Source organism: Brachybacterium zhongshanense, from assembly GCF_055385755.1.
The window spans coordinates 1,838,923-1,862,261 of the sequence record NZ_AP043790.1 but is presented as its reverse complement, the minus strand read 5'-3'; the positions used below and the strand labels follow the sequence as shown (position 1 = coordinate 1,862,261).

19 protein-coding genes are annotated in these 23,339 nt (G+C 69.0%); 8 read left to right on the top strand and 11 right to left on the bottom strand.

The window, feature by feature from the left end; all coding sequences use genetic code 11:
- Window positions 1-44 precede the first annotated feature (44 nt).
- From dnaK to ACZ5AJ_RS08380, 4 genes are all read left to right on the top strand, one after another.
- Window positions 45-1,916, top strand: a complete 1,872-nt coding sequence (gene dnaK / locus ACZ5AJ_RS08395; protein ID WP_464132657.1) for a molecular chaperone DnaK — start codon at window positions 45-47, stop codon at window positions 1,914-1,916.
- A complete protein-coding gene (locus ACZ5AJ_RS08390; protein ID WP_464132655.1) occupies window positions 1,916-2,569 on the top strand; it encodes a nucleotide exchange factor GrpE in 654 nt (217 codons plus the stop codon). The genes dnaK and ACZ5AJ_RS08390 overlap by 1 nt, the downstream gene beginning before the upstream one ends.
- A gap of 116 nt (window positions 2,570-2,685) precedes the next feature.
- The gene (locus ACZ5AJ_RS08385; protein WP_464132653.1) at window positions 2,686-3,708 is read left to right on the top strand and encodes a DnaJ C-terminal domain-containing protein; all 1,023 of its coding nucleotides are present in this window, start codon (window positions 2,686-2,688) and stop codon (window positions 3,706-3,708) included.
- A 51-nt stretch (window positions 3,709-3,759) separates the two neighbouring features.
- Window positions 3,760-4,197, top strand: a complete 438-nt coding sequence (locus ACZ5AJ_RS08380) for a heat shock protein transcriptional repressor HspR (protein ID WP_464132649.1) — start codon at window positions 3,760-3,762, stop codon at window positions 4,195-4,197.
- On the opposite strand, the gene ACZ5AJ_RS08375 is transcribed toward ACZ5AJ_RS08380, so the two are convergent.
- The 11 genes from ACZ5AJ_RS08375 to ACZ5AJ_RS08325 form a co-directional block, all read right to left on the bottom strand.
- Complete coding sequence (locus tag ACZ5AJ_RS08375; RefSeq protein WP_464138724.1) at window positions 4,115-5,368, bottom strand: glycosyltransferase; 1,254 nt, start codon at window positions 5,366-5,368, stop codon at window positions 4,115-4,117. The genes ACZ5AJ_RS08380 and ACZ5AJ_RS08375 overlap by 83 nt on opposite strands.
- A gap of 193 nt (window positions 5,369-5,561) precedes the next feature.
- A complete protein-coding gene (locus ACZ5AJ_RS08370; protein WP_464132647.1) occupies window positions 5,562-6,287 on the bottom strand; it encodes a TVP38/TMEM64 family protein in 726 nt (241 codons plus the stop codon).
- Window positions 6,284-7,555 (bottom strand): glycosyltransferase family 4 protein, encoded by a 1,272-nt coding sequence (locus ACZ5AJ_RS08365; RefSeq protein ID WP_464132644.1) that lies wholly within the window; start codon window positions 7,553-7,555, stop codon window positions 6,284-6,286. Before ACZ5AJ_RS08365 ends, ACZ5AJ_RS08370 begins: the two co-directional genes overlap by 4 nt.
- Window positions 7,556-7,751: 196 nt before the next feature.
- Window positions 7,752-8,258 (bottom strand): YbhB/YbcL family Raf kinase inhibitor-like protein, encoded by a 507-nt coding sequence (locus ACZ5AJ_RS08360; protein WP_464132640.1) that lies wholly within the window; start codon window positions 8,256-8,258, stop codon window positions 7,752-7,754.
- 90 nt (window positions 8,259-8,348) lie between these two features.
- Window positions 8,349-9,656 carry a carboxylate--amine ligase gene (locus ACZ5AJ_RS08355; protein WP_464132634.1) on the bottom strand — a complete coding sequence of 436 codons (1,308 nt, stop codon included), beginning with the start codon at window positions 9,654-9,656 and terminating at the stop codon, window positions 8,349-8,351.
- 47 nt (window positions 9,657-9,703) lie between these two features.
- Window positions 9,704-10,963, bottom strand: coding sequence for a carboxylate--amine ligase (locus ACZ5AJ_RS08350; protein WP_464132629.1), 1,260 nt, complete (start codon window positions 10,961-10,963; stop codon window positions 9,704-9,706).
- A 140-nt stretch (window positions 10,964-11,103) separates the two neighbouring features.
- On the bottom strand, window positions 11,104-12,810 hold the full coding sequence (locus tag ACZ5AJ_RS08345) for a glycoside hydrolase family 13 protein (RefSeq protein ID WP_464132626.1): 1,707 nt from the start codon (window positions 12,808-12,810) through the stop codon (window positions 11,104-11,106).
- Window positions 12,811-12,934: 124 nt separating this feature from the next.
- The gene (locus tag ACZ5AJ_RS08340) at window positions 12,935-14,989 is read right to left on the bottom strand and encodes a glycoside hydrolase family 13 protein (RefSeq protein WP_464132621.1); all 2,055 of its coding nucleotides are present in this window, start codon (window positions 14,987-14,989) and stop codon (window positions 12,935-12,937) included.
- Window positions 14,990-15,015: 26 nt separating this feature from the next.
- A complete protein-coding gene (locus ACZ5AJ_RS08335; protein ID WP_464132618.1) occupies window positions 15,016-15,921 on the bottom strand; it encodes a sugar ABC transporter permease in 906 nt (301 codons plus the stop codon).
- A gap of 12 nt (window positions 15,922-15,933) precedes the next feature.
- Complete coding sequence (locus tag ACZ5AJ_RS08330) at window positions 15,934-17,514, bottom strand: ABC transporter permease subunit (protein WP_464132615.1); 1,581 nt, start codon at window positions 17,512-17,514, stop codon at window positions 15,934-15,936.
- Window positions 17,515-17,619: 105 nt separating this feature from the next.
- Window positions 17,620-18,918, bottom strand: a complete 1,299-nt coding sequence (locus ACZ5AJ_RS08325) for a sugar ABC transporter substrate-binding protein (RefSeq protein WP_464132612.1) — start codon at window positions 18,916-18,918, stop codon at window positions 17,620-17,622.
- Window positions 18,919-19,076: 158 nt separating this feature from the next.
- Here ACZ5AJ_RS08325 and ACZ5AJ_RS08320 point away from each other — a divergent pair, with 158 nt between their 5' ends.
- The 4 genes from ACZ5AJ_RS08320 (at window position 19,077) to epsC (ending at window position 23,309) form a co-directional block, all read left to right on the top strand.
- Entirely contained in the window at window positions 19,077-20,159 is a 1,083-nt protein-coding gene (locus ACZ5AJ_RS08320; protein ID WP_464132609.1) for a LacI family DNA-binding transcriptional regulator, read from the top strand.
- Between the two features lie 20 nt (window positions 20,160-20,179).
- The gene (trpS, locus tag ACZ5AJ_RS08315) at window positions 20,180-21,256 is read left to right on the top strand and encodes a tryptophan--tRNA ligase (protein ID WP_464132606.1); all 1,077 of its coding nucleotides are present in this window, start codon (window positions 20,180-20,182) and stop codon (window positions 21,254-21,256) included.
- 530 nt (window positions 21,257-21,786) lie between these two features.
- Window positions 21,787-22,716 carry a cysteine synthase A gene (gene cysK / locus ACZ5AJ_RS08310; protein ID WP_464132604.1) on the top strand — a complete coding sequence of 310 codons (930 nt, stop codon included), beginning with the start codon at window positions 21,787-21,789 and terminating at the stop codon, window positions 22,714-22,716.
- Between the two features lie 47 nt (window positions 22,717-22,763).
- Window positions 22,764-23,309, top strand: a complete 546-nt coding sequence (epsC, locus tag ACZ5AJ_RS08305; RefSeq protein WP_464138723.1) for a serine O-acetyltransferase EpsC — start codon at window positions 22,764-22,766, stop codon at window positions 23,307-23,309.
- Window positions 23,310-23,339 lie beyond the last annotated feature (30 nt).

The following is a 23,339-nucleotide window of genomic DNA, read 5'->3' as shown; positions in this document are numbered from 1 at the left end:
AACCAGGGCGGTGCGCACAGCGCGCCGCAGAAAGGCAGGCACACATGTCCCGTGTCGTCGGAATCGACCTCGGCACCACCAACTCCGCCGTCGCCGTCCTCGAGGGCGGTCAGCCCACCGTCATCGCGAACGCCGAGGGCTCCCGCACCACCCCGTCGGTCGTCGCCTTCTCGAAGCAGGGCGAGGTCCTCGTCGGCGAGGTCGCCAAGCGCCAGGCCGTCACCAACGTCGACCGCACGATCTCCTCCGTCAAGCGCCACATGGGCACCGACTGGACCCAGGAGATCGACGGCAAGAAGTACACCCCGCAGGAGATCTCCGCACGCACCCTCGGCAAGCTGAAGAAGGACGCCGAGTCCTACCTGGGCGAGCCTGTCACGGACGCCGTCATCACCGTGCCGGCGTACTTCTCCGACTCCGAGCGCCAGGCCACCAAGGACGCCGGCACCATCGCCGGCCTGAACGTCCTGCGCATCATCAACGAGCCCACCGCCGCGGCCCTCGCCTACGGCCTCGAGAAGGGGCAGGACGACGAGCAGATCCTGGTCTTCGACCTCGGCGGCGGCACCTTCGACGTGTCCCTGCTCGAGGTGAGCAAGGACGAGGACGGCTCGACCATCCAGGTCCAGGCCACCGCCGGCGACAACCGTCTCGGCGGCGACGACTGGGACCAGAAGATCGTCGACTGGCTGATCTCGCAGGTGAAGTCCAAGGACGGCGTGGACCTGTCCAAGGACCGCATCGCCCTCCAGCGCCTCAAGGAGGCCGCGGAGCAGGCCAAGAAGGAGCTCAGCTCCTCGACCTCGACCTCGATCTCGCTGCAGTACCTGTCGATGACCGAGAACGGCCCGCTCCACCTGGACGAGAAGCTCACGCGCGCCCAGTTCGAGGACATGTCCTCGGATCTGCTCGAGCGCACCAAGGCGCCCTTCCATCAGGTCATCAAGGATGCCGGTATCAAGATCGCCGACATCGACCACGTGGTCCTCGTCGGCGGCTCGACCCGCATGCCTGCGGTGACCGAGGTCGTCAAGGAGCTGACCGGTGGCAAGGAGCCCAACAAGGGCGTCAACCCCGATGAGGTCGTCGCTGTCGGCGCTGCCCTGCAGGCCGCCGTCATCAAGGGCGAGCGCAAGGACGTCCTGCTCATGGACGTCACTCCGCTGAGCCTCGGCATCGAGACCAAGGGCGGCGTGATGACCAAGCTCATCGAGCGCAATGCCGCGATCCCGACCAAGACCTCCGAGGTGTTCTCCACCGCTGAGGACAACCAGCCCTCCGTCGCGATCCAGGTGTTCCAGGGCGAGCGTCAGTTCACCCGCGACAACAAGCTTCTGGGAACCTTCGAGCTGACCGGCATCGCGCCGGCGCCGCGCGGCATCCCGCAGATCGAGGTCACCTTCGACATCGACTCGAACGGCATCGTGCACGTGACCGCGAAGGACCGCGGCACGGGCAACGAGCAGTCCATCCAGATCACCGGCGGATCCGCCCTCTCCGAGGAGGACATCGACCGGATGGTCAAGGACGCCGAGGCGCATGCCGCGGAGGACGAGGAGCGTCGTAAGAACTCGGACGCCCGGAACACCCTCGAGCAGCTCGTCTACCAGGGCGAGAAGCTGCTCAAGGACAATGCGGACAAGGTCGCCGACGCGGACCGGACGAAGGCGGAGGACGCGATCAAGGAGGCCAAGGAGGAGCTCGCCAAGGAGGACGCCTCCACGAGCGACCTCGAGGCCAAGCGCGATGCTCTGAACGAGGCGCTCCAGGCGGTCGGCACCGCCATCTACGCCCAGGCCCAGGAGGGCGCCGATGGCGCCGCCGGGGCGGCGGGCGGCGAGGGCGCCGATGCCTCGTCGGATGACGAGGACGTGGTCGACGCCGAGATCGTGGACGAGGACGAGGAGCAGAAGTGATGAGCGAGGACCGGAGCACTCCCGACGACGCGCAGCGCCCCGAGGGTGAGCCGCGGTTCTCCTTCACCGACAAGCGCAAGGTGGATCCGGCGGACGGCACCGTCCGCCCGTCGGAGCCCGCCGAGGGCGATCAGGCCGAGGGCGTCGACGCGATCGACGCCGAGGCGGCGAAGCTCTTCGAGCAGGCCGCTGCGGGCGAGGCGGATGCGGGCAGCTCCCGCGTCGCCGAGCTGGAGGCCCAGGTCGCCGAGCTCGGCGAGCAGCTCAAGCGGGAGCAGGCGGAGTACGTCAACTCCCGTCGGCGCATCGAGCAGGCCTCCGAGGTCGCCAAGGAGGCGGCAGTGGGTCGGGTCCTGGGCTCCCTGATCGGAGTGCTCGACGACATCGAGCTGGGGCGCCGTCACGGCGACATCGTCGAAGGCACCCCGTTCCACGCGATCGCCTCGAAGCTCGAGGAGGTCCTCGCGGGCCAGGGCCTGGAGCGCTACGGCGCCGAGGGCGACGAGTTCGATCCGACGCTCCACGAGGCCCTCATGCATGAGGACTCCGATGAGGTCGGGACCACCACGGTCTCGCTGGTCATGCAGCCCGGCTACCGCCTGCACGAGCGCATCCTGCGCCCGGCACGGGTGGGCACCCGCGGGCCCGCCTGACGATCCATCGTCCGCGAGGACGACCATCACGGCAGCGGGGCCCGCCCGGCCGCACGGCCGGGCGGGCCCCGCCCCGTTCACAGACTTTTCCAGGCTCCCGGAAGGAGGCGCAGCACATGTCCTCGCAGGATTGGCTCGACAAGGACTTCTACGCGGTCCTCGGCGTCTCGAAGGACGCGAGCGCGCAGGAGATCAAGAAGGCGTACCGGAAGAAGGCCAAGGAGCTGCACCCGGATCGCCATCCCGACGACGCCACTGCCGAGGACCGCTTCAAGCAGGTCGGCGAGGCGTACTCGGTCCTCAACGATCCCGAGCAGCGCAAGCAGTACGATGCGATCCGCGCCATGGGTGCCGGAGGCGCCCGCTTCAGCGCGGGCCAGGGCGGCCCGGGCGGAGCCGGCTTCGAGGACGTCTTCTCGTCCATGTTCGGCGGCCAGGGCGGCTTCTCCGGTGCTGGGAGCGGCGCCGGCGCGGCGGGATCACCGGACATCGAGGACATCCTGCGCATGTTCGGCGGCCAGGGCGGCTTCGGCGCCCAGAGAGCGGGCTTCAGCGGGGGAGGCTTTCCCGGCGGTGCGGCGAGACCGCCAGCGCAGGGCGAGGACATCAATGCCCGCACCCGCATAGGCTTCCGCGATGCCGCCCTCGGCACCGAGCTCACGCTCTCGGTCGACGGTCGCAGCATCACCGCGCGCGTCCCCGCAGGGGTGCACGATGGCCAGAAGATCCGGTTGCGCGGCAAGGGGCGCCGCGGCCCGTCCGGTGCGCCGGCAGGAGACCTGATCCTCACCCTCGAGGTCGAGGAGCACCCGGTGTGGACGGCAGACGGTGCGAACCTGCGCATCACCGTCCCGGTCTCGTTCGACGAGGCCGTGCTGGGCACGACGCTCGAGGTCCCGCTGCTCGATGGCGGCTCTGTCAGGCTGAAGGTCGCCCCCGGCACGCCGTCCGGGCGTGTCCTGCGGGCGCGGGGCAAGGGTCTGAAGACCTCGAAGAAGACCGGTGATCTGCTGGTCACGCTCGACGTCGCAGTTCCCTCGCATGTCGAGGGCGCGGTGCGCAAGGCCGTCGAGGACCTGCGCGAAGCGCTCGCCGGCGAGGATCCGCGCGCCGGGCTGGCGGAGGCCGCCGCACGCTGACATCCTGGGTCGTGCCGGCCGGCGCGACCTGACCAGGAAGGAGCATCCCTGATGGCCACTCCGCATCGCATCGACGAGCGCGCCCCCGTGTTCGTGATCTCGGTGGCGGCGGAGCTGTCGGGGATGCACCCTCAGACGCTCCGGCAGTATGACCGGCTCGGTCTGGTCTCCCCTCGCCGTACGAGCGGGCGGGGCCGTCGCTACAGCGTCCGGGACATCGCCACCCTGCGCGAGGTCCAGCGGCTCTCGCAGGAGGAGGGCATCAACCTCGCCGGCATCAAGCGGATCCTCGAGCTGCAGGACGAGGTCGCCGCCCTGTCGGCGCAGCTGGACAAGGTCACCGCGGCACTGGAGACGCTCTCCCCGCAGGATCGCCGGGTGTTCGCCGCCGACACGAGCGGGGAGATCAGCGCACTGCGCCGCGGTGAGCGTCCTCGGCGGCGTCCGGGCGGGGCGATGGTGCTGTGGCGCCCCGGCGGCGGCCGCTGACCGCCGTCGCCGCGTAGATCGCCTCGAGCTGGTCACCGACCCTGCGCAGGTCCACCTGCTCGGCGGCGGCACGGCCGGCCTCGCGCAGATCGGGCAGCTCGCCGTCCAGGAGCGAGCTCAGCCGACGCACGACCTCCGCGGCGAAGCCGGGCCCCTCTCCCTCGACATGATGGGCGAGGACGCCGTCGGGGACCATGTCCCGGTAGATCTCGATGCCGCGCACGAGTGCCGGTGCACCGCAGGCCAGAGCCTCCAGCAGGACGATCCCCTCGGTCTCCTCCTTCGTGAGGAAGCAGAAGGCGTCGGCCCCGCAGTAGGCCTCACGGAGCGTCTCCGCGTCGACATACCCGGGGAACTTGGCGTTGGCGGGAGCGCTCGCGACGGCCCTCTGGACCTCTGCGGTCAGCAGCGCCGGATCCGTGCGTCCGTACCAGACGAATGTCGTGCCCGGCATCCTGCGGGCGACCTCCACCCAGTCCAGGATCCCCTTGCGGACCAGCTGCATCCCGACGCTCACGACGACGCGCGATTCGGCCGGCAGTCCGAGTCGTGCACGAAGCGTCGACCGCGCGCCCGGGTCGGGCCGGAAGAAGTCGGTGTCGACTCCGTTGGAGAGCACATGGATCGGGGCGTCGATCCCGTACTTCGGCGCCGAGATCAGGCGCCGCGCGTACTCGGTGGGCGTGACCACTGCGTCGCCCCGCCGGTACAGCAGCGCGATCCAGCGCCGGAACAGGGGCGCCAGCAGATTGGAGCCGGTGAAGGAGTCTCGGAAGTCGTCCTCCGTGGAGTGCGCCCACATCAGCACCGGTCGTCCCCGCAGGTGCGCCCAGGCAGCCATCAGCAGGGTGTCGGGGAAGGGCGTGTTGAGCTGGATGATGTCGAAGCGTCCCAGCGGGTTCGTGACCGTGCGATGGCCGAGGCCCTCGACGATCTCGGCCTGATGGCGCATGGCGGCACCGATCCCGGACTGTCGGGCCAGGCGGCTGAGGCCGACGGGCATCAGCACACGCAGCCTCGGGGACGTCAGCACCCCGGGGGCGGCGCGCTCGCTCTGCTCTCTGCGTGTGCCGTCCTGCTCTCTGCGTGTGACGTCCTGTTCGATGCGTGCGCCGTCCTGCCGTCCCGAGGATCGTGAAGGTCCTGTCGGACACGGGCGCCCTGAGAGCATGGCGCGCGCGGCGTTGACGGATGCACCGATGGAGTCCGAGGCACGGTGCGCGGACCCCGGGCGGCGCCGCACGGAGCGGGTTCTCATCAGCATGTCGGATCTCCTTCGTCGGCAGCGAACGTTCCGGTCTCCGCGGTCGATCCGTCGTCCGGGCCGGGCCCGTCGTGGGCGGCGGACTCGTCGTCCGACCGTCTCACCATGGCAGGAACCTCATCAGGAGGGCGCTGACTCCCAGGCCGTAGGCGATCAGCGACCAGGGCTTGCAGGTGACGATGATGAGGACGTAGGTGCGCCAGCGCATCTTCGTGGTGCCGGCGATGTAGCACAGCAGATCGTCGGGCGCGACGGGCAGGGCGATCGCCGTGGCGAAGAGCCGTGTGAAGTGGGAGCTCCGAGTCCATCCCAGAAGCTTCTCCACCGTCTTCGGGGCGAACATCCGCTCGATCAGCCCCAGGCCCACGCGCCGGGCGACGATGAAGTTCAGCAGCGAGCCGCCGCAGACGGCGATGTAGTTGAGGACGGTCCCCTCGACCGGGCCGAACAGCACCGGGCCTGCGACGACCAGCAGTCCACCGGGGACCACCGGGAACATGACCGAGGCGGTCGAGACGAGCAGGAAGGCGAGCGGCCCCCACGCGCCGAGCGAGTCGATGTACGCCTGCAGGTTCTCCAGGGACTGCAGCACCCCGGACTCCCATCCCCAGATCACCAGGGAGATGCTCACCAGGAGTCCGAGGACGGGGCTGAAGCGGGCGGCGATCCGCAGCGGATCGCGAGGGCGCACTCTCGACGGCCGTGCGTGGACGTCAGTCGGGCGGGTGCGTCCTGGCATCGAGGCGGTGCGCCCGGACGTCGGGGCGGAGGATGCGTGCGGTGAGGCGGGCGCGACGTCGCGCACCGCATCGGTCGCGGTGCTCACACGGTCACCTCCTGCCGGCGGGGAGCGAGGATCCGCCCCTGACGGAGTCGGCTCCGACGAGACTCGAGGAGCTCGCGGTACATCTCGAGCACGTCACGTCCGAAGGCGGCAGACCCGCAGGTCGACCGTGCATGCTCGACGCTCGCCCGGGACATCCTCTCGCGCAGGGACGGATCGTCCAGGAGCGCGGAGGCCAGGCGGATGAAGCCGCCGGCGTCGTCATACTGCCAGCCGGTCCGCCCGTCGATCACGACGTGCGCGAGCGACGGGTCGCGGCGGCACAGCAGCGGGAGGCCGCAGGACATGGCCTCGATGAACGTCAGACCCTGGGTCTCGCTGAGCGAGGCGGAGACGAACAGATCTCCGATCCGGTACCAGCGGTGGACCTCGGAGGGATCCACCACGCCTGCGAAGCGGACGCGGGAAGCGATGCCGAGGCGCTCGGCGTGCTCGGCCAGCGCCTCGCGGTGAGGTCCGTCGCCGACGAGGACCAGCACGGCATCCGCGCGATCGATCGTCGCGAAGCGCTCGAGCACCTCGTCCAGGTTCTTCTCCTTGGCGAGCCGACTGACGGAGAGCACGACCTCCTGGTGGGGAAGGATGCCCAGGCTCGCCCGCAGCGCGGCGGCGTCGGCGTGCTCCTCGGAGGTGCGGGCGGGACGGAACCGCTCGAGGTCCAGCCCCGTGGGGATCACGTGCACGGGGCGGGTGACGCCGTAGCCGTCGAGGATCTCGGCGACCTTGCGCGTGGGGACGACCACCGCGTCCGTGCGATCGAGCACCTTGCGGGAGAAGGTCTGGACCACCTTGCGCCCGACGGTCCGGCTGGGCGAGTAGTAGTGCGTGTAGTCCTCGTAGATGGTGTGGTACGTGTGCACCAGCGGCACGTCGAGCTGACGGGCGATGCGGCGCGCCCACACATAGGTGGAGAACTCGCACTGGGAGTGCACGACATCGGGTCCCCACGCGAGGATCTCCTTGAGGACCGGGCGCGAGGCGGGCATCCCGATCCGCGCACGGTCGTACACCATCGACGCGTTCACCGAGGCGAGGCGGTACACCCCCTCCTCGCTGCGAGTGCGGATGCCGGGGGAGAGGGTCAGGACCCGCACGTCGCAGCCCAGGGACTGGAGCTCGCGCCGGAGCGTGGTCACGGACGCGACGACCCCGTTGACGACGGGCTCCCACCAATCGGTCGTGAGCAGCACGCGCAGCGGCCGGAGGGGCGGCTGCGGTGGGGCGGGGCGTCGCATGCTGAATGACTTCACCCTGTGAGCATCGCACTCGCGCCGGCCGACGTCGTCCGTCGAGCGGACGAGAGGCATCAGACCGTGGTCTGATCCTGTCTCCGCCCGCTGGTCACGGGGGTTGGTCGTCGGGCTCATGCCTCCGAGACTACGCACCGACGACGACGGGAGGGATGGGGCGCGCCTGCCGCGTCGCGGAGTGTTTCCCCCTGGTGCTTCAGCCGGTCACCTGATAGGAGGCTGTGATCGACGCGGAGGCGAGCTGCTGGGTGAAGATGGCGAAGCGGATGCCGACATGCGGACCCGTGGGATCGGCACCGAGCGTCGGCACAGGCAGCGCGTGCACCGTGAAGACGTAGCGGTGAGGCATGCCCGGTGGAGGCTGCGGCCCGTCGTAGCCGATGCGGCCGAAGTCGTTCACCGCCTGCTGGAGGGAGGCATCGTCGCGGGCGACTCCCAGCGGCAGCGAGGTCGTCCCCGCGGGGACGTCCCAGGCGATCCAGTGCCAGAAGCCGGAGCCGGTCGGCGCATCGGGGTCGTAGCAGGTGATCGCGAAGGACCGGGTCCCGTCGGGCGCTCTGGTCCAGGCGAGATCAGGGGAGAGGTTCTGCCCGCCGAGATCCTCGACGAGCTGCTGCGGAGCGATGACTGAGCCCTCGGGGACCGCGGTCGAGGTCAGGACGAAGGAGGACTCCTCGAGCCCTCGGGGTGTGCTCTGGGTCATGAAGCCAGAGTAGCCCGCACCTCCTGCTGCTGCGGGGCTTCCGACTCTCGCCGATGCTGGGCTCGGGCCGACGGCTGATCAGAACCCGTCTCAGAACCCGTCGGCCGACGGGCGGCGATAGTGCTGCAGGAACTTCTTGACCTGATTGGCCTTCGCCGCGGCCACATAGGCACGGCGACGAGGACCCTCCACGGAGTACGCGAGAGGATGCACCGTGCGTCGTCGGCCGATGGCGCGGACGCGGTCGCGCAGCTCAGGATCGACGATGTAGCGGCGGAGCAGGGACCAGGGAACGATCGAGTAGAGGATCTCCTCCTCCGGGCTCAGCCGCTCGATCTCCCGCTCCTCGACGACGTCGGCCACCACCGGGATCGCGACGTTCGCCCCGGCCGCCGTCATGTAGTAGTTGTTGCGCCCGATGCGGGGGTTCACCTCGAAGAACTTCGCGATGCCGTCGCGGGGGTCGACCTTCACGTCGAAGTTCGCGAAGCCGCGGTACCCGGTGTGCTCCAGGAAGCGCACCGACTGCTCGAAGACCTCCCCGAGATCAGTCGTGAACATCGCCGCGGGGTTCCCGAGCGCTCCGGGCGTGTGCTCCTCGAGGAGCACGTGCGCACCGCCGAGCAGGGTCACCTGGCCGCGCCTGTCGACATAGGCCGTCACCGAGAGCATCGCCGTGTCGTCCCCGGGGATCATCTCCTGCACCACGAAGCGATCGGTGTAACCGGCTTCGCGCAGACGATCCACGAGGTCCTCGAGCTCCTCCCGGGAGCCGATCTCGAAGACCTTCCGCTTGCCCGGGAACGACACCGCAGAGTAGGCGGAGGAGCGCGAAGCCTTCGCGACCACGGGGAACTCCCAGGCGAGCTCGGGGACCGCAGGCCGCGCACCGGCGGCGAAGTCGAGCACGATGGTGGCCGGTGCGGGGACGCCGATCTCGGCGCAGCGCTCGGAGAAGGTGGCCTTGTCGGCGACCGCCTCGAGGACGTTGTCCTCCAGCAGCGGCAGATGGTAGAACTCGCCCAGACGCTCGCGGTTCGCGGCGATCAGCGCGACCAGGAAGTCCGCGTTGGCCAGAAGGATCGGCCGTGCCGCCCCGGGACGGGCTGCCTTCTGCGCGCCGACCTCGAGGAGCGCGTCGACCATCGCCGCCTCGTTCGCGGAGGAGCCCAGCTCGACAGTGCTCAGGATCCTCGAGTCGGCCACCGGGCCGGAGACGGTTCGGGTCACCACGGTGGAGACGATCCCGAAGCGCTCATGGAAGGCGCGCGCGAGGGCATACACCCCGATGTCCCCGCCGAGGAGGACGAGGTCGACATCCGTCGGGGAGGCGACGCCGCCGACAGGACGGAGCGGGAGCGGTGACGGCGTCGAGGGCGTCTCAGCGGATGGGGCCATCTCGGACCTGGCCTTTCGATGGGGGCGGAGCGACGGAGGCGGGCGGGTCAGAATCCGGTCTCGGTGGGGCGCGGATAGACCTTGCGGTACTTGCGTACGAAGTTCAGACCGGAGACGACCGAGTACGCGCGCATCCACAGCCCTTCGGGACCGTACCGGAAGGGATTGCGCAAGGAGGTGCGTGCCACGGACCGGACGTGGGCGCGCAGCGCGGGATCGAGCACGTACGACTGCACGAGCCGCAGCGGAAGGATCGTGTACAGCACCGGCCGGGTCACCACGACCTGGTCGATGTCGTTGCCGAGGATGCGGTCCTCGACGACGTGCCGGGCGACGGACTCCCCGGTCGCGGTCACGTAGTAGTTGTTGCGTCCGATCCGCGGGTTGATCTCGAAGAAGCACGCTCGGCCGGTGCGGGGGTCGACCTTCACGTCAAAGTTCGCGAAGCCCACATAGTCCACGGCATCGAGGAACCTCTCAGCCGCCTCGGTCAGGGCGGGGAAGTCTCCGGTGACCATCGCGGCGGGACGACCCAGGGCATCGGGGGTGTGCTCGCCCAGGAGCACCTGCGCGGCGCACAGGAGCGTCACCTTCCCATGGCTCGATCGATAAGCGGTGATGGAGCGCTCGGCGGTGTCGTCCCCGGGGATCAGCTCCTGGAACAGGAAGCGCCCGGCGAAGCCCGCGTCGCGAAGCCGGCGCACGAGGTCCCGATGCTGCTCGGGAGTCTCGAGGAAGAAGACCTTCCGCTTTCCGGGGAAGGATATGTGGTGGTACTCGGCGGTGCTCGCGGCCTTCCCGACGACGGGATACTCCCATGGCAGCGGCTCCTCGCCGTTCCATCCGGGGGTTCCCGCCTGCGAGAAGTCGACGATGACGGTGGGGACCGTGCCGATCCCCAGCTCCTCGCACAGCTGCGCGAACTCGGCCTTGTCGGCGAGGCGGGAGAGGAGCTGCGCGTCGACCTGGGCGAGCAGGTAGTGGGGCTCGAGGTCCGACCGGAAGCGGTCGATGAAGGCGATCAGGGAGTCGGCATTGGTGAGCAGGAGGGCCGGACGGCCTGCAGGTCGCCGCGCGGCCAGCTCGATCAGGGCATCCCGCATCTGCTCGTCGCTCGCCTCGGCGCCCAGCACGAGCAGGTCCGTCGTGACCGTGCGCTCGTTCATGGCCACCGGCGTGCGCACGACCGTCGTACATCGCATCCCGTACTGCTGATGGAAGGCGATCGTGAGGTTGAGGGAGTTCAGACCCGCACCGAGGACGACGACGTCGAAGCCGGGATCGACCGGCGTGGGGGAGGACTGCATGAGGAGGATCCTATCCGGGCAGACGCGATGGGCCGCGGAGCCGTGCGGCTCCGCGGCCCATCGTGACGAGCGCGACGTCGGTGCTCGCTGCTGACTGAGGTTCCCGTGCTGCGCGAGGGACCCTGCCCTGCCGCCTCCGATCAGGCGGAGCGCAGCCAGACGGTCGCATCGGCGGGGACGACTCCTGCAGAGGCAGGGGCGGAGGAGACCAGCACCTCGGAGGTCGCGAGCGGTCCCTCGAGGGTGATGTCCGTGGCAGTGGTGTTGACCAGGACGGTCACCCCTCCGCGGACCACGCCGAGAACACCCGCGGGCAGGCCCTCGGAGAACTCGACGGGTGCGTCGGGCCGCCCCAGGTGGAGCTCACGACGCAGGGCGAGGGCCGAGCGGTACATCTCGAGCGTCGATCCCTCGACGCCCTCCTGCACGTCGGCGGCGAGCTCGCCGAAGACGGCGGGCTGAGGAAGCCAGCTCTTCCCGCTGGGGGAGAAGCCGAAGGCCGGAGCATCCTTCTCCCACGGCAGCGGCACGCGGCAGCCGTCCCGGCCGGGAACGCCTGCGCGGTGGTGCGAGGGGTCCTCGCGCAGCTCGTCGGGGATCTCGGAGACCTCGGGCAGACCCAGCTCCTCGCCCTGATACAGGTAGGCGGCGCCCGGCAGGGAGAGCATCAGCAGGGTGGCGGCGCGAGCGCGCCGCAGACCGAGCTCGGCATCGGGCACCTCGTCCCGCCGAAGGCCCTCGCCGAAGGAGTAGCCGTGCTCGAAGCCGTAGCGCGAGGCATGGCGGATGACATCGTGGTTCGAGAGCACCCAGGTCGTCGGTGCGCCGACGGCGGCGGCCAGGGCGAGCGGCTTCTCGATGGCCGCACGCATGGTCTCGACGCTCCAACCCGCCTGGAGGAAGCCGAAGTTGAAGGACTGGTGCGCCTCCTTCGGGCCGATGTACAGGGGAAGCCGATGCTCGGGGATCCATGCCTCGAGGACCATCATGCGGTCCCCCTCGTACGAGTCGAGGATCGGCCGCCACTCCCGGTAGATGTCGAGCACCCCGTCGTTGTCGAAGTAGACGGGCACCTCGCCCTCCGGGATGTCGATCAGTCCTTCGGCGTTGACCTCGGCATCGGGCAGTCCCTCGGGCTTGACCATGCCGTGGGCGACGTCGACGCGGAAGCCGTCCGCCCCGCGATCGAGCCAGAAGCGCAGGACGCCGCGGAACAGCTCGTGCACCGCCGGGTTGTTCCAGTTCCAGTCAGGCTGGGTGGTGTCGAAGATGTGCAGGTACCACTGTCCGGGAGTGCCGTCGGGCTCGGTGACACGGGTCCAGGCGGGACCGTGGAAGATGGAGGTCCAGTTGTTCGGGGGGAGCTCGCCGTGCTCGCCCTTGCCCTCCGCGAAGACGTAGAGGTCGCGCTCGGGAGATCCAGGGCCGGCCGCCAGGGCCTTCCTGAACAGCTCATGCTCGTCCGAGGAATGGTTCGGGACGATGTCGACGATGACCTTCAGACCCAGCTCATGGGCGCGAGCGATCAGTTCGTCGGCATCGGCGAGGGTCCCGAAGCGCGGATCCACATCGGTGTAGTCGGAGACGTCGTAGCCGCCGTCGTTCTGGGGCGAGGTGTAGAAGGGAGAGAGCCACAGCGCGTCGACACCGAGGTCGCGCAGGTAGGGCAGGCGGGCGGTGATGCCGGGGAGGTCGCCCATCCCGTCGCCGTCGGAGTCGGCGAACGAGCGGGGATAGACCTGGTACACGACGGCGTCTCGCCACCACTGGAGAGCCTGGTCGCTCCCGGCGATCTCGTGCAGCGTAGCCGTGGGGGCGGTGGAGGCAGATGGCGTCTGCGTGGTCATGATGTCCTTCCGATGGAGCAGGAGGCGTCGGACGACGCCCGGGACCCGGCCGCGGAGGCGGCGCGGGCAAGTGCGATGGGTGGGGTCCGGGGCTGTCAGGAGCCCTGGACAGTGACGGACGATGTCAGAGGTCGCTGCCGTGCCCTGTGCGGATCGCGCGGACCACGCTCGCCCCCGCCGTCCAGGCGGCGAGCTGCAGACGGGTCCCCTCGATCCTTGTCTCGGCTCCGCCGAGCTCGTGCAGGAGCTCGAGCGAGCCGACGTCCGGCAGGCAGGCGAGGTCGATCTCGATCACGGGATGCGCGTCGCGCGCGAGATGGACGATGACATCACCTTCCGGATGCGTGCGTACGTACACCAGCGTGTCCGGCGAGACGTGCAGCCAGCGCAGCCCGCCGCGGCGCAGCGCCGTCCAGTCGCGCCGGAGGCCGAGCATGCTGCGGGTCTCCGTGAGCACCTCGACATCGATGCGCGAGGGGTCCTCTCGTCCGATCGCATCCCACGGCATGGGGGAGCGGGCGTGCTCGCCGGTGGTCCCCTCTGCCCCGAGCTCGTCGCCGGCGAACACGGTCGGCACGCCCGGCAGGGTCGCCAGCGCGGCGATCGCCGTGAGCTGTCGATCGCGGGTGCCGACGACGGTCCGGATGCGTGGCGTGTCGTGGCTGGACAGCTGGTTCTGGGAATGGCTCCGGGAGGTCCAGGGCATGTGGGCGTTGTACTCGCGCAGAGTGTGCGAGATTGCCGTGCCGGACAGCCGAGGGATCGTCATCGGCAGGCCCAGCCAGTTCAGCTCGCTGTCCGGATCGGCGAGCCATGCCCACAGAGGACGGGTGAAGCCCGCGTAGTTCATGGTGCCGTGCCATCCGTCGCCTGCGAGGTCGCCGGTGGCGTCGTGCCCGTGCTCGGCGATCAGCCAGTGCTCGGGGCGCTCGGCGTCGGTTCCTCCTCTCACCTCGCGCATGGTCTCGCGGATCTCCCGGGCGACGTCGTGGGCCAGATCGACCTCGCGATGGCGACCGGTCATGTTGGCCACGTCGATGCGCCAGCCGTCTGCCGAGAAGGGCGCCGCGAGGTAGCGGCCGACGACGCTGCGGGGGCCCTGTGTGAGACGCGATCGCAGCTCCGGGTCGCGCTGATCCAGTTTGGGCAGGGACGGAACGTCCAGCCAGGCCACATACCGGTCGGGGTGCTCCTCGAAGAGGTAGAAGGCGGCCTCCGGGGAGGAAGGGTCCTCCTGGGCGGCGCGGAACCACTCGTGGGTGTCCCCTGTGTGATTCGTGGTCAGATCCAGCACAAGGCGCATCCCCCGTGCGTGCAGCGCTTCAGCCAACCGAACCAGTGCCTCGTCCCCGCCGAGCAGCGGGTCGACGCGGTCGAAGGTGGAGGCGTCGTAGCGGTGCACCGATCCCGCCGGGAAGATCGGCGTGAGGTAGACGGTGTCGGCGCCGAGGGAGGCGATGTGGTCCAGCCGGTCGATCACGCCGTCGAGGTCGCCGCCGTAGTACTGGCGACCGGTGACGGAGCCGCGCACTGCGGGCTCGTCGTCCCAGGCCATAGGGATCGCCCAGCCCGGCAGGTCCTCGGGCGCAGGTCGCCCCTGCTCGTCGAGCGGGATGCGGCTGCTCCTGGAGAAGCGATCGGGGAACACGTGGTAGACGATGGCGTCGTCGACCCACTCGGGGGCGCCCTCGTGCGCGACGAGACGGAAGTCGGTCGCATCTGCGACGTCCCAGGGGACGAGCCCTGCGGCGGTGAGCCAGGCGTAGGAGGGGACGAGCGCGCCGGATGCCGTGCGCGCCCCCTCCGGAGCCAGGATGCAGAAGCGATAGACCATGACCGGGTTGGACATCGTCAGCGGGATCTCCCACCAGCTGCCCGAGGCGTCCGAGCAGACGTTCTCCAGGCTGGCGGAGCGAATCTCGCCGTCCACGACAGTGCGCAGTGCGATGGCGGATGCCGGGTAGGCGGCCGGCACCCACACCCGCAGCGGAACCTCGTCGTCAAGGCCCGATGGAGTGCGGGTGACGAACGAGGGGCCGCTGTCGTGGTGCGGCTGCTCGACGAGAGGGACCCCCGAAGCCTCGACGCACAGGACGGCGGCGTCGGGCTGCTCGATCTCAGCGCCGCCCAGGGGAGCACCGGTCGAGCCCTCCTCCGTCTCGGAGAGGGGTGCGTTCATGGCGGAAGCGGTCATGGCGCTGCCGCTCAGCCCTTGACGGCGCCGGCGGTCGAACCGCCGACGATGTAGCGCTGCAGGAACTGGTAGAGCACGATCACCGGGATCATGATCATCACCGAGCCGGCCGCGAAGACGCCCAGGTTGTTCGAGCGATCACCCGAGAGCAGGCCGTAGAGGCCCACGGCGAGCGTTTTCTTGTCGTCGGCGGTCAGGAAGATCGAGCCCAGGAGGAACTCGCTGAGCACGCCGACCAGGGCCAGGAGGACCGTGGTGGCGAGGATCGGGGTGAGCGTGGGCATGAGGATCTTCGTGAAGACCTGCCAGTGCGAGCAGCCGTCGATGATGGCGGCCTCGTCCAGCTCCTTCGGCACGGTGTCGAAGAAGCCCTTGATCAGCCACACCTGGCCGAGCGATCCGCCGAGCAGCACGACGATGTAGCCGGGCAGGGAGTTCAGGCCCAGGAACGGGAAGATGTCGCCGAGGCCGGAGATCATCGAGTACACGGCGATCATCGCGAGGACCGCCGGGAACATCATGATCAGCAGCAGGGACAGCAGTCCGATGCGGCGACCGGTGAAGCGGAAGCGGCTGAAGGCGTAGGCGGCGAGGGTGGACAGGAACACCTGCACCACGGCCACGACGCCGCACACGACGACCGTATTGATGTACCAGTGCACGAACGGACCGCGCGAGCCGCTGAGCAGAGCCTTGTAGTGCACCAGGCTGAAGTCCCTCGGGATGATGCCGGACGACGACACGGTCCCCAGAGGGTTCAGCGAGGCTGAGACCACGAACAGGATCGGGAAGACCGCGAACACCACGGCGATGAGGCCGAGGATGTGGCGCCAGCCGATCTCCGCCATCCAGCGGCCGAAGGGCATCCGCCGCTGCTCGGTGACGGGCGTGTGAGGAGTGGAGGTCTGAGTGCTCATCGTGGGCCCCTCTCAGTTGACGTCTTCGAGGACGTTGGTGAAGCGGAACTGGATCGCCGCGAGGATGCCGGTCAGGGCGAACAGTGCGACGGAGACTGCTGAGGCGAAGCCGAAGTCCGCTCCCGAGCCGCCGAAAGCGATGCGGTAGATCATCGAGATGAGGATGTCCGTGCCGCCGCGGGTGTATTCGCCCGCGAGGAACGGCCCGCCTTCGGTGAGCAGCTGGATCGCGTTGAAGTTGTTGAAGTTGAACGCGAACGAGGCGACGAGCAGGGGAGCCACAGCCACCAGGAGGAGCGGCGTGACGACCTTGACGGTCGTCTGCAGCCGGCTGGCGCCGTCCATGCGCGCCGCCTCCATGACATCGTTCGGGATGGACTGCAGAGCCCCGGTCGAGACGATGAACATGTAGGGGAAGCCCATCCACAGGTTCGTGATCAGCACGGCGGCCTTGGCGAGCGTCGGATCACCCAGCCAGTTCAGATGGAGCCCGAGCATCTCATTGATGAGTCCGAAGTCCCGGTTGTAGAAGTTCGACCACACCAGCAGCGAGATGAAGCCGGGGACGGCGTAGGGCATGAGAAGGATGGAGCGGTACAGACGCCGGCCCTTCATGCGGTCGTCGTTGAGGATCAGCGCGAGGGCGAATCCCACGACGAAGGTCAGCAGCACCGATGCGAACGCGAAGACGAGGGTCCAGGCGAAGGCTGCGAGGAACTGCTTGGCGATGTTCGAGTTGGTGAACAGACGGATGTAGTTGTTCGCGCCCACGTTCTGCAGCCAGGACTGGCTGAAGGCCCGTTCTCCCTCGGCGTTCACGAAATACTCGGTGTCGCCGATCTTGCCGACGGTGTAGACGTCGCCGGTGACCTTGTTGGTGATCTCATCGGTGTCCTCGTCGTACGCGAGGGTGGTCGTGCCCTCGAACGCCTGGTTCGCACCCTGGATCTTGATCGCCGAGCTGTCGTCGATCGGCACGGCGAGCGCGGTGAGAGTGTCGTACGCGGTGTTCACCTCGCGCGAGGTGAGGATCGTGTAGCCGTCGGCGGCGGTGACGAAGCCGTCGGAGACGGTGACGTCACCGGAGTCGAGCGCCTCGAGGCCGAGCTCCTCCGTGCCCTGCTGGACCTCGCCGGTCGCCGGGTTGACCAGGAAAAGGGTGAACGGGCCGGTCTCAGGGTCGCCCTGCGTGCCCACCGAGAGGTTGTACCAGGTGGAGTCCTCGGTCTGCTGGACCGAGTTGGCGATGATCGAGTCGACCGCCTGCTCCTTGGTGCCGCGGGTGCCGTCGCCGAAGTTCGTGAAGGAGTAGCCGATGGTGAGGATGATCGGCGTGATCAGGAAGACGACGAGGAAGAAGGTGCCGGGGAAGATGTACTTCCCCGGGATGAAGCGCTTCGTCGAGTACAGGACGAAGATCGCGATCGCGGCGAGCAGCATGATCGTCAACCACATCCACTGCTGGAGCTGGATCATGATCGGCAGTGAGAAGGCGACCACGGCGAGGACGATGCCGAGGAACACGATGCGCACGGCGAGGGCGGTGATCGTGGTGGAGCGCCCCCGGTGCGTGGGAGCGTTGGTGGAGGACATGGCGACGCTGCCTTTCGGGGTGGAGGTCGTGGGTGGAGGGTCCGGACCCGGAGCGACGGGGTGCGACGCGCTGGCGTCGCACCCCGTCGGATGCGGGTGGCGGCGTCAGCTGCCGATCTGGCTGACGATCTCCTCGCCGGCGGACACCATGGTGGACTCGGGGTCCGAGCCGCCGACAATGTTGGCCTGGGCCTGGCCCAGCGGGCTCCAGATGGCGGCCATCTCGGGGATGGCCGGCATCGGGGTGGCGTTGGCCGCGTACTCGGCGATCTGGACGATCTCCGGGTAGTCGCCCGCAAGACTGTCCTGCAGCTCCGTGTGGACCGGAGGCAGCTCGTTCTTCGGGAACATCTGCTCGGCGATGTCGGGCGAGGAGGCGACGTCCGTCGCGAACTGCTGCGCGATGGCCGGATTCTGGCCGTTGGTGGCGACGTAGAAGGCGTTGACGCCGGCGAAGGGGACTGCCGGGTCGAGGCCGTCGAAGCCGGGGACGGCGCTGAGCGTGAAGTCGATGCCGGCAGTGCGGACGTCCTCGAGGGCCCAGGGGCCGGAGACGAGGTAGGCGGCCTTGCCGTCGGTGAACAGCGAGATCGCGTTGTCACCGGAGATGGAGGTCTTCAGCACTCCCTGCTCGCCGAGCTCACCGATCTTCTCTCCAGCGGTGATGGAGCCCTCCTGGCCCACGCCGACGTCGGTCGGATCCAGGTTGCCCTCCGAGTCGGTGCCGAAGAGGTACCCGCCCCCCGAGGTGTAGAAGGGCTGCATGTGGTAGGCGTCGCCCTGCTCGCCGACGGGAAGGGCGAGTACGTTGTCCGCGCCGCCTGCAGTGGCGGCCTCGACCAGCTCCTCCACCGTCTTCGGCTCGGGGGCGTCCGTGAGGTCGTTGTTCGCGAACAGCACCAGGGTCTCCACGGCGTAGGGCACGCCGTAGGTCTGGCCCTCGTAGGTGACTGCGGTGATGCCGATCTCGGCGATCTGGGATGCGGCCTCGGACGGCAGCTGGATCGGTGAGATGGAGGCGTTCTGCACCAGGTTCCCGATCCAGTCGTGAGCGGCCACGATCATGTCCGGACCGTTGCCTGCCTGGTTGGCGGTGATGAAGTTGGACTGGAGGTCCTCCGCGACGATCTGCACGGCGACGGTGTAGCCGTTGGCTTCGCCCCACGCGGCAGCCGGCTCTTCGAGGGCGGCCGCCTTCTCCTCGTCGGTCCAGATGACGAGGTCGGCGTCGGCGCGGGTGGGCGCGCCGGACGCATCGTCCGAGCCGCCGTCGTCCGAGGCGCCGCCGTTGTCGCTGGCATCGGTGGTGGTCGTGGTGTCCGCGTCGTCGCCGCAGGCGGCGAGCATGGCGGTTCCGGCGGCGACACCGCCGAGGGCGAGGAAACTCTTTCGACGAATCTGCACGTCTTCTCCTTCGAATCGTGGAGCACCAGGCGACGTTGCGGTGCTCGATGGCAGCGAATCTAGAACACATCCCCCCGTCTGTGCAAGAATACGCAACATCTTGCAGATGACGATTCGGCTACGAGCGACGAAGCTCCTGGTCGGGAAGGATGAGCGACATGCCACGACTCATCGACATCGCCCGGGAGGCCGGGGTCAGCGAGGCCACGGTCTCCCGGGTGCTGAACGGGAAGCCCGGGGTCAACGACGTGACCAGGCGCTCTGTCCTCGAAGTCGCCCGAAGGCTCGGGCGGGACGTGGGTCCCGTCGCCATGGACTCTGGCCCGCTGATCGGGGTGCTGGTGCCCGATCTGGACAACCAGGTGTTCACCACCTGGGTCGAGCGCATCGAGGCGGAGCTCTTCGAGCTCGGAGCATCCACGCTGGTGGGGACCCGGGCTCGCACTGTGGAACGTGAACGAGAGATCTTGCAGCGCTTCTTGCACAGTGGAGTAGAAGGTGTGATCGTCGTCTCGGGGCACCATGCTCAGGAGCGCGGGCCGGTCGAGCACTACCGGGAGATCACGGCGGCCGGAGTGCCCCTGGTGCTCATCAACGGCGTCCGGGAGGACGTCGATGCGGCCTTCCTCTCCACCGACGACGAACATGCGATGCGGCTGACGCTCACGCATCTGCAGGAGCTCGGCCATCGTCGCATCGGCCTCGCCGTCGGTGATGAGCACACCTGGCCGGTTCGGGAGAAGCTGACCGTCTTCGAGGAGGCGGCGGCAGCCTTCCCCGAGGGCGATTGGGCGACGTCCTTCACCGACTTCTCCTATGCGGGCGGCTATGAGGCCGCACGAGACCTCGTCTCGCGCGGTGTCACGGCGATCGTCTGCGGATCGGACGTCATGGCCGCTGGGGCGCTCGAGGCGATCCGCTCCCTCGGCCTGACCGTCCCCTCGGACATCTCCGTCGTCGGCTACGACGACGTCTTCTGGGCGGCGCTCACGAATCCGCCGCTGACGACCGTCCGGCAGGCTGTGGCGTCGCTCTCGCGCGCCGCCGTGAGGGCAGTGCTCGGCGGTGGCCAGTCCTCCCGCCGCCCGGCACGCACGGAGGTGGTCGTCCGCCCGCAGCTGGTGGTCCGCGGGACGACGGGCGCTGTGCCCCGGCGTGACTCCGCTGCGTCCGGCGGGTCGGAGCCGGCCGCCGGGGCCGTGCCTCTCGACGGGGCGGACGCCGGAGCCGTGAGGCCCTGAGCGGCCGCTAGCATGGGCTGGTGAGCGATTCGACCGGCACCCGCAGCAGCTATGACACCGCCCAGTCCCGCAGCGATGAGCTGTGGGCGAGGATCCGGAGCGATCCCTCAGGGCTGCGGATGCTCACGGGTGATCGTCCGACCGGAGCGCTGCACATCGGCCACTACTTCGGGTCGTTGCGCAATCGCGTGCGTCTGCAGGATGCCGGGGTCGAGACCTGGGTCCTGGTCGCCGACTATCAGGTGATCACCGACCGGGAGGTCATCGGTGACATCCGGGGCTCCGTGCGCGAGCTCCTGACCGACTACCTCGCCGTCGGCCTCGATCCTGCCCGTGCCACGTTCTTCGCGCATTCGGCGGTCCCTGCCCTGAATCAGCTGATGCTGCCCTTCCTCTCGCTGGTGACGCAGCCTGAGCTCGAGCGCAATCCCACCGTCAAGGCGGAGCTGGCGGCGGCCGGCAAGTCCGCGATGGGCGGGCTGCTGCTGACCTATCCCGTGCATCAGGCGGCCGACATCCTCTTCTGCGGCGGGAACGTCGTGCCCGTCGGCAAGGATCAGCTGCCTCACATCGAGCAGACCAGAGTCATCGCCCGCCGCTTCAATGAGCGCTATGCCGGTGGTGAACAGGTCTTCACCGAGCCCTCGGCGCTGCTCTCGGAGGCTCCGACCATCCTGGGGCTCGACGGCGAGCACAAGATGAGCAAGTCCCGTGGCAACACCGTCATGCTCCGCATGGACGAGGCGGAGACCGCCAAGAAGCTCAAGAAGGCCAGGACCGACTCGGAGCGGCTGATCACCTACGATCCCGAGAGCCGTCCCGAGGTCGCCAATCTGCTGACCATCGCGTCCCAGTGCACGGGCCGCTCGCCCGAGGAGATCGCCGAGGAGATCGGCGACAAGGGAGCCGGCACCCTCAAGATCATGACGGCCGAGGTGCTCAACGAGCATCTGGCCCCGATCCGGGCGCGTCGGCGCGAGCTGGAGCAGGACCCCGGCTACCTCTTCGACGTGCTGCGCACGGGCAACGAGCGTGCCAACGAGATCGCCGACGCGACGCTGGCGCGCGTCCGGGAGGCCATGGGGATGGTGTACTGAGCCGCCCGATCCGCAGATCGGATGGCGTGGAGCCTGTCCCAGGTCCTTCCCTCGGGAGGCGGCAGTCCGGTCCTCCACGCCACCAGCGGGGTGCCGCGGCTGCTGTCGCCACATCGGCGGTTCCTCATGGCGGTCTTTTCATCGGAGTTCACAGAGGCCGAGATCTTCTCGGGCCGAGGCTCTGATGGAGGCATTCCGTGATCCGGGGTCCGCAGTGCCGCTCTGCCGGTGGCCGCAGCTTCCGGCGGGAGACGGAGGTGGTTGTGCCGTGACCAGGGGTTTTGTCAGAGGTGGGTGACGCGCACGCTCGACTGCAACCGGAGGCCGGATGCCTGGATCCGGAGGGGGATCGCCAGACATTGTGGGGGAGCGGCAGCACCTCGAGCGCGGTGCTGAGAGCGCGGCCGGATCGAGCGGGCGCGGACGGATCGGAGCATGCCCGTGGTCACCCTTATACTCGGCCCAAGCAGAACTTTGCAGGGTGCGTCGGCGGGGAGGCCGTCGGCGGCCCTCGGACGGGAGGAACCCGAATGCCCATCTTTGAGAACGTCTCGGAGCTCGTCGGCCGCACCCCGCTCGTGCGCCTGAACCACCTCGGCGATGACGTCAAGGCCAACGTCGTGGCGAAGCTGGAGTTCTACAACCCCGCGAGCTCCGTGAAGGACCGCATCGGCGTGGCCATGATCGATGCCGCCGAGAGGTCCGGCGACCTCAAGCCCGGCGGCACGATCGTGGAGGCCACGAGCGGCAACACCGGGATCGCGCTCGCGATGATCGGCGCGTCCCGCGGCTACACCGTGGTGCTGACGATGCCGGAGTCCGCGTCCAAGGAGCGTCGTGCGCTGCTGCGGGCCTTCGGCGCCGAGCTGGTCCTGACGGAGGCCGCCAAGGGCATGAAGGGTGCCGTCGAGAAGGCTCAGGAGATCGCTGCCGAGCGCGGAGCCGTCCAGGTGAAGCAGTTCGACAACCCTGCCAACGCCGACGTCCACCGGCGCACCACCGCCGAGGAGATCTGGGCCGACACCGAGGGTGAGATCGACGTCTTCCTCGCCGGCATCGGCACGGGCGGCACCATCACGGGCGTCGGCAACGCGCTCAAGGAGCGCAAGAGCGACCTCAAGGTCATCGCTGTGGAGCCCGCTGAGTCGCCCATCCTCAACGGCGGCCAGCCCGGCCCGCACAAGATCCAGGGCCTCGGCGCGAACTTCGTGCCGAGCCTGCTGGACACGGAGGTCTACGACGAGGTCGTCGACATCGATGCGGAGACGGCCATGGCCCGCGCCCGTGAGGTCGCACGCACCGAGGGTCTGCTGGTGGGCATCTCCTCCGGCGCCGCGATCGAGGCGGCCGCCCGTGTCGGTGCACGGGAGGAGTACGCCGGCAAGACGATCGTCGTGATCATCCCGTCCTTCGGCGAGCGCTACCTCTCCAGCCCGCTGTACGCCGAGTACCTGGACTGACAGCAGTGCCGCGTCGCCTCGTCGACCGAGCGCTCAGCGCCGTCGCGATGGTCCGAGAGGACCTCGCGGCGGCGCGTCGCCGTGACCCCGCCTCGACCGATGACATCGCCATGCTGCTGACCTCCCCGGGTCTGCATGCGATCTGGGTGCATCGCGCCGCCCACGTGCTGTGGGAGCGAGGAGCGAAGCTCCCGGCGCTGGTCATCGCCCAAGGCGCGCGCTCGGTGACGGGCGTCGAGATCCATCCCGGTGCGACCATCGGCCGTCGCTTCTTCATCGACCACGGTATGGGCGTCGTGATCGGTGAGACGGCGGAGGTCGGCGACGACGTCATGCTCTACCACGGAGTCACTCTGGGCGGACGCTCGATGGAGCGCACGAAGCGCCATCCCACCGTGGAGGACGGCGTGACGATCGGGGCAGGCGCTCGCGTCATCGGTCCGGTGGTGCTCGGGGAGGGGGCCCAGATCGGAGCGAATGCGGTGGTGGTGAAGGACGTGCCTTCCCAGGCCACGGCCGTCGGAGTCCCGGCGACCGTGCGAAGACTCGCCTCCCACGTCGAGGAGCATGTCGATCCGGCGATCTGGATCTGACGGAGCCGGGTTCGCGGGAGCTCTCGGCGA

Coding starts and splice junctions, on each gene's coding strand:
- dnaK (WP_464132657.1), top strand. CDS start 45: ATGTCCCGTGTCGTCGGAATCGACCTCGGCACCACCAACTCCGCCGTC.
- ACZ5AJ_RS08345 (WP_464132626.1), bottom strand. CDS start 12,810: ATGACCACGCAGACGCCATCTGCCTCCACCGCCCCCACGGCTACGCTG.
- ACZ5AJ_RS08355 (WP_464132634.1), bottom strand. CDS start 9,656: ATGGCCCCATCCGCTGAGACGCCCTCGACGCCGTCACCGCTCCCGCTC.
- ACZ5AJ_RS08375 (WP_464138724.1), bottom strand. CDS start 5,368: ATGCTCTCAGGGCGCCCGTGTCCGACAGGACCTTCACGATCCTCGGGA.
- ACZ5AJ_RS08360 (WP_464132640.1), bottom strand. CDS start 8,258: ATGACCCAGAGCACACCCCGAGGGCTCGAGGAGTCCTCCTTCGTCCTG.
- ACZ5AJ_RS08390 (WP_464132655.1), top strand. CDS start 1,916: ATGAGCGAGGACCGGAGCACTCCCGACGACGCGCAGCGCCCCGAGGGT.
- ACZ5AJ_RS08335 (WP_464132618.1), bottom strand. CDS start 15,921: ATGAGCACTCAGACCTCCACTCCTCACACGCCCGTCACCGAGCAGCGG.
- epsC (WP_464138723.1), top strand. CDS start 22,764: ATGGTCCGAGAGGACCTCGCGGCGGCGCGTCGCCGTGACCCCGCCTCG.
- ACZ5AJ_RS08380 (WP_464132649.1), top strand. CDS start 3,760: ATGGCCACTCCGCATCGCATCGACGAGCGCGCCCCCGTGTTCGTGATC.
- ACZ5AJ_RS08350 (WP_464132629.1), bottom strand. CDS start 10,963: ATGCAGTCCTCCCCCACGCCGGTCGATCCCGGCTTCGACGTCGTCGTC.
- cysK (WP_464132604.1), top strand. CDS start 21,787: ATGCCCATCTTTGAGAACGTCTCGGAGCTCGTCGGCCGCACCCCGCTC.
- ACZ5AJ_RS08340 (WP_464132621.1), bottom strand. CDS start 14,989: ATGAACGCACCCCTCTCCGAGACGGAGGAGGGCTCGACCGGTGCTCCC.
- ACZ5AJ_RS08330 (WP_464132615.1), bottom strand. CDS start 17,514: ATGTCCTCCACCAACGCTCCCACGCACCGGGGGCGCTCCACCACGATC.
- ACZ5AJ_RS08320 (WP_464132609.1), top strand. CDS start 19,077: ATGCCACGACTCATCGACATCGCCCGGGAGGCCGGGGTCAGCGAGGCC.
- ACZ5AJ_RS08385 (WP_464132653.1), top strand. CDS start 2,686: ATGTCCTCGCAGGATTGGCTCGACAAGGACTTCTACGCGGTCCTCGGC.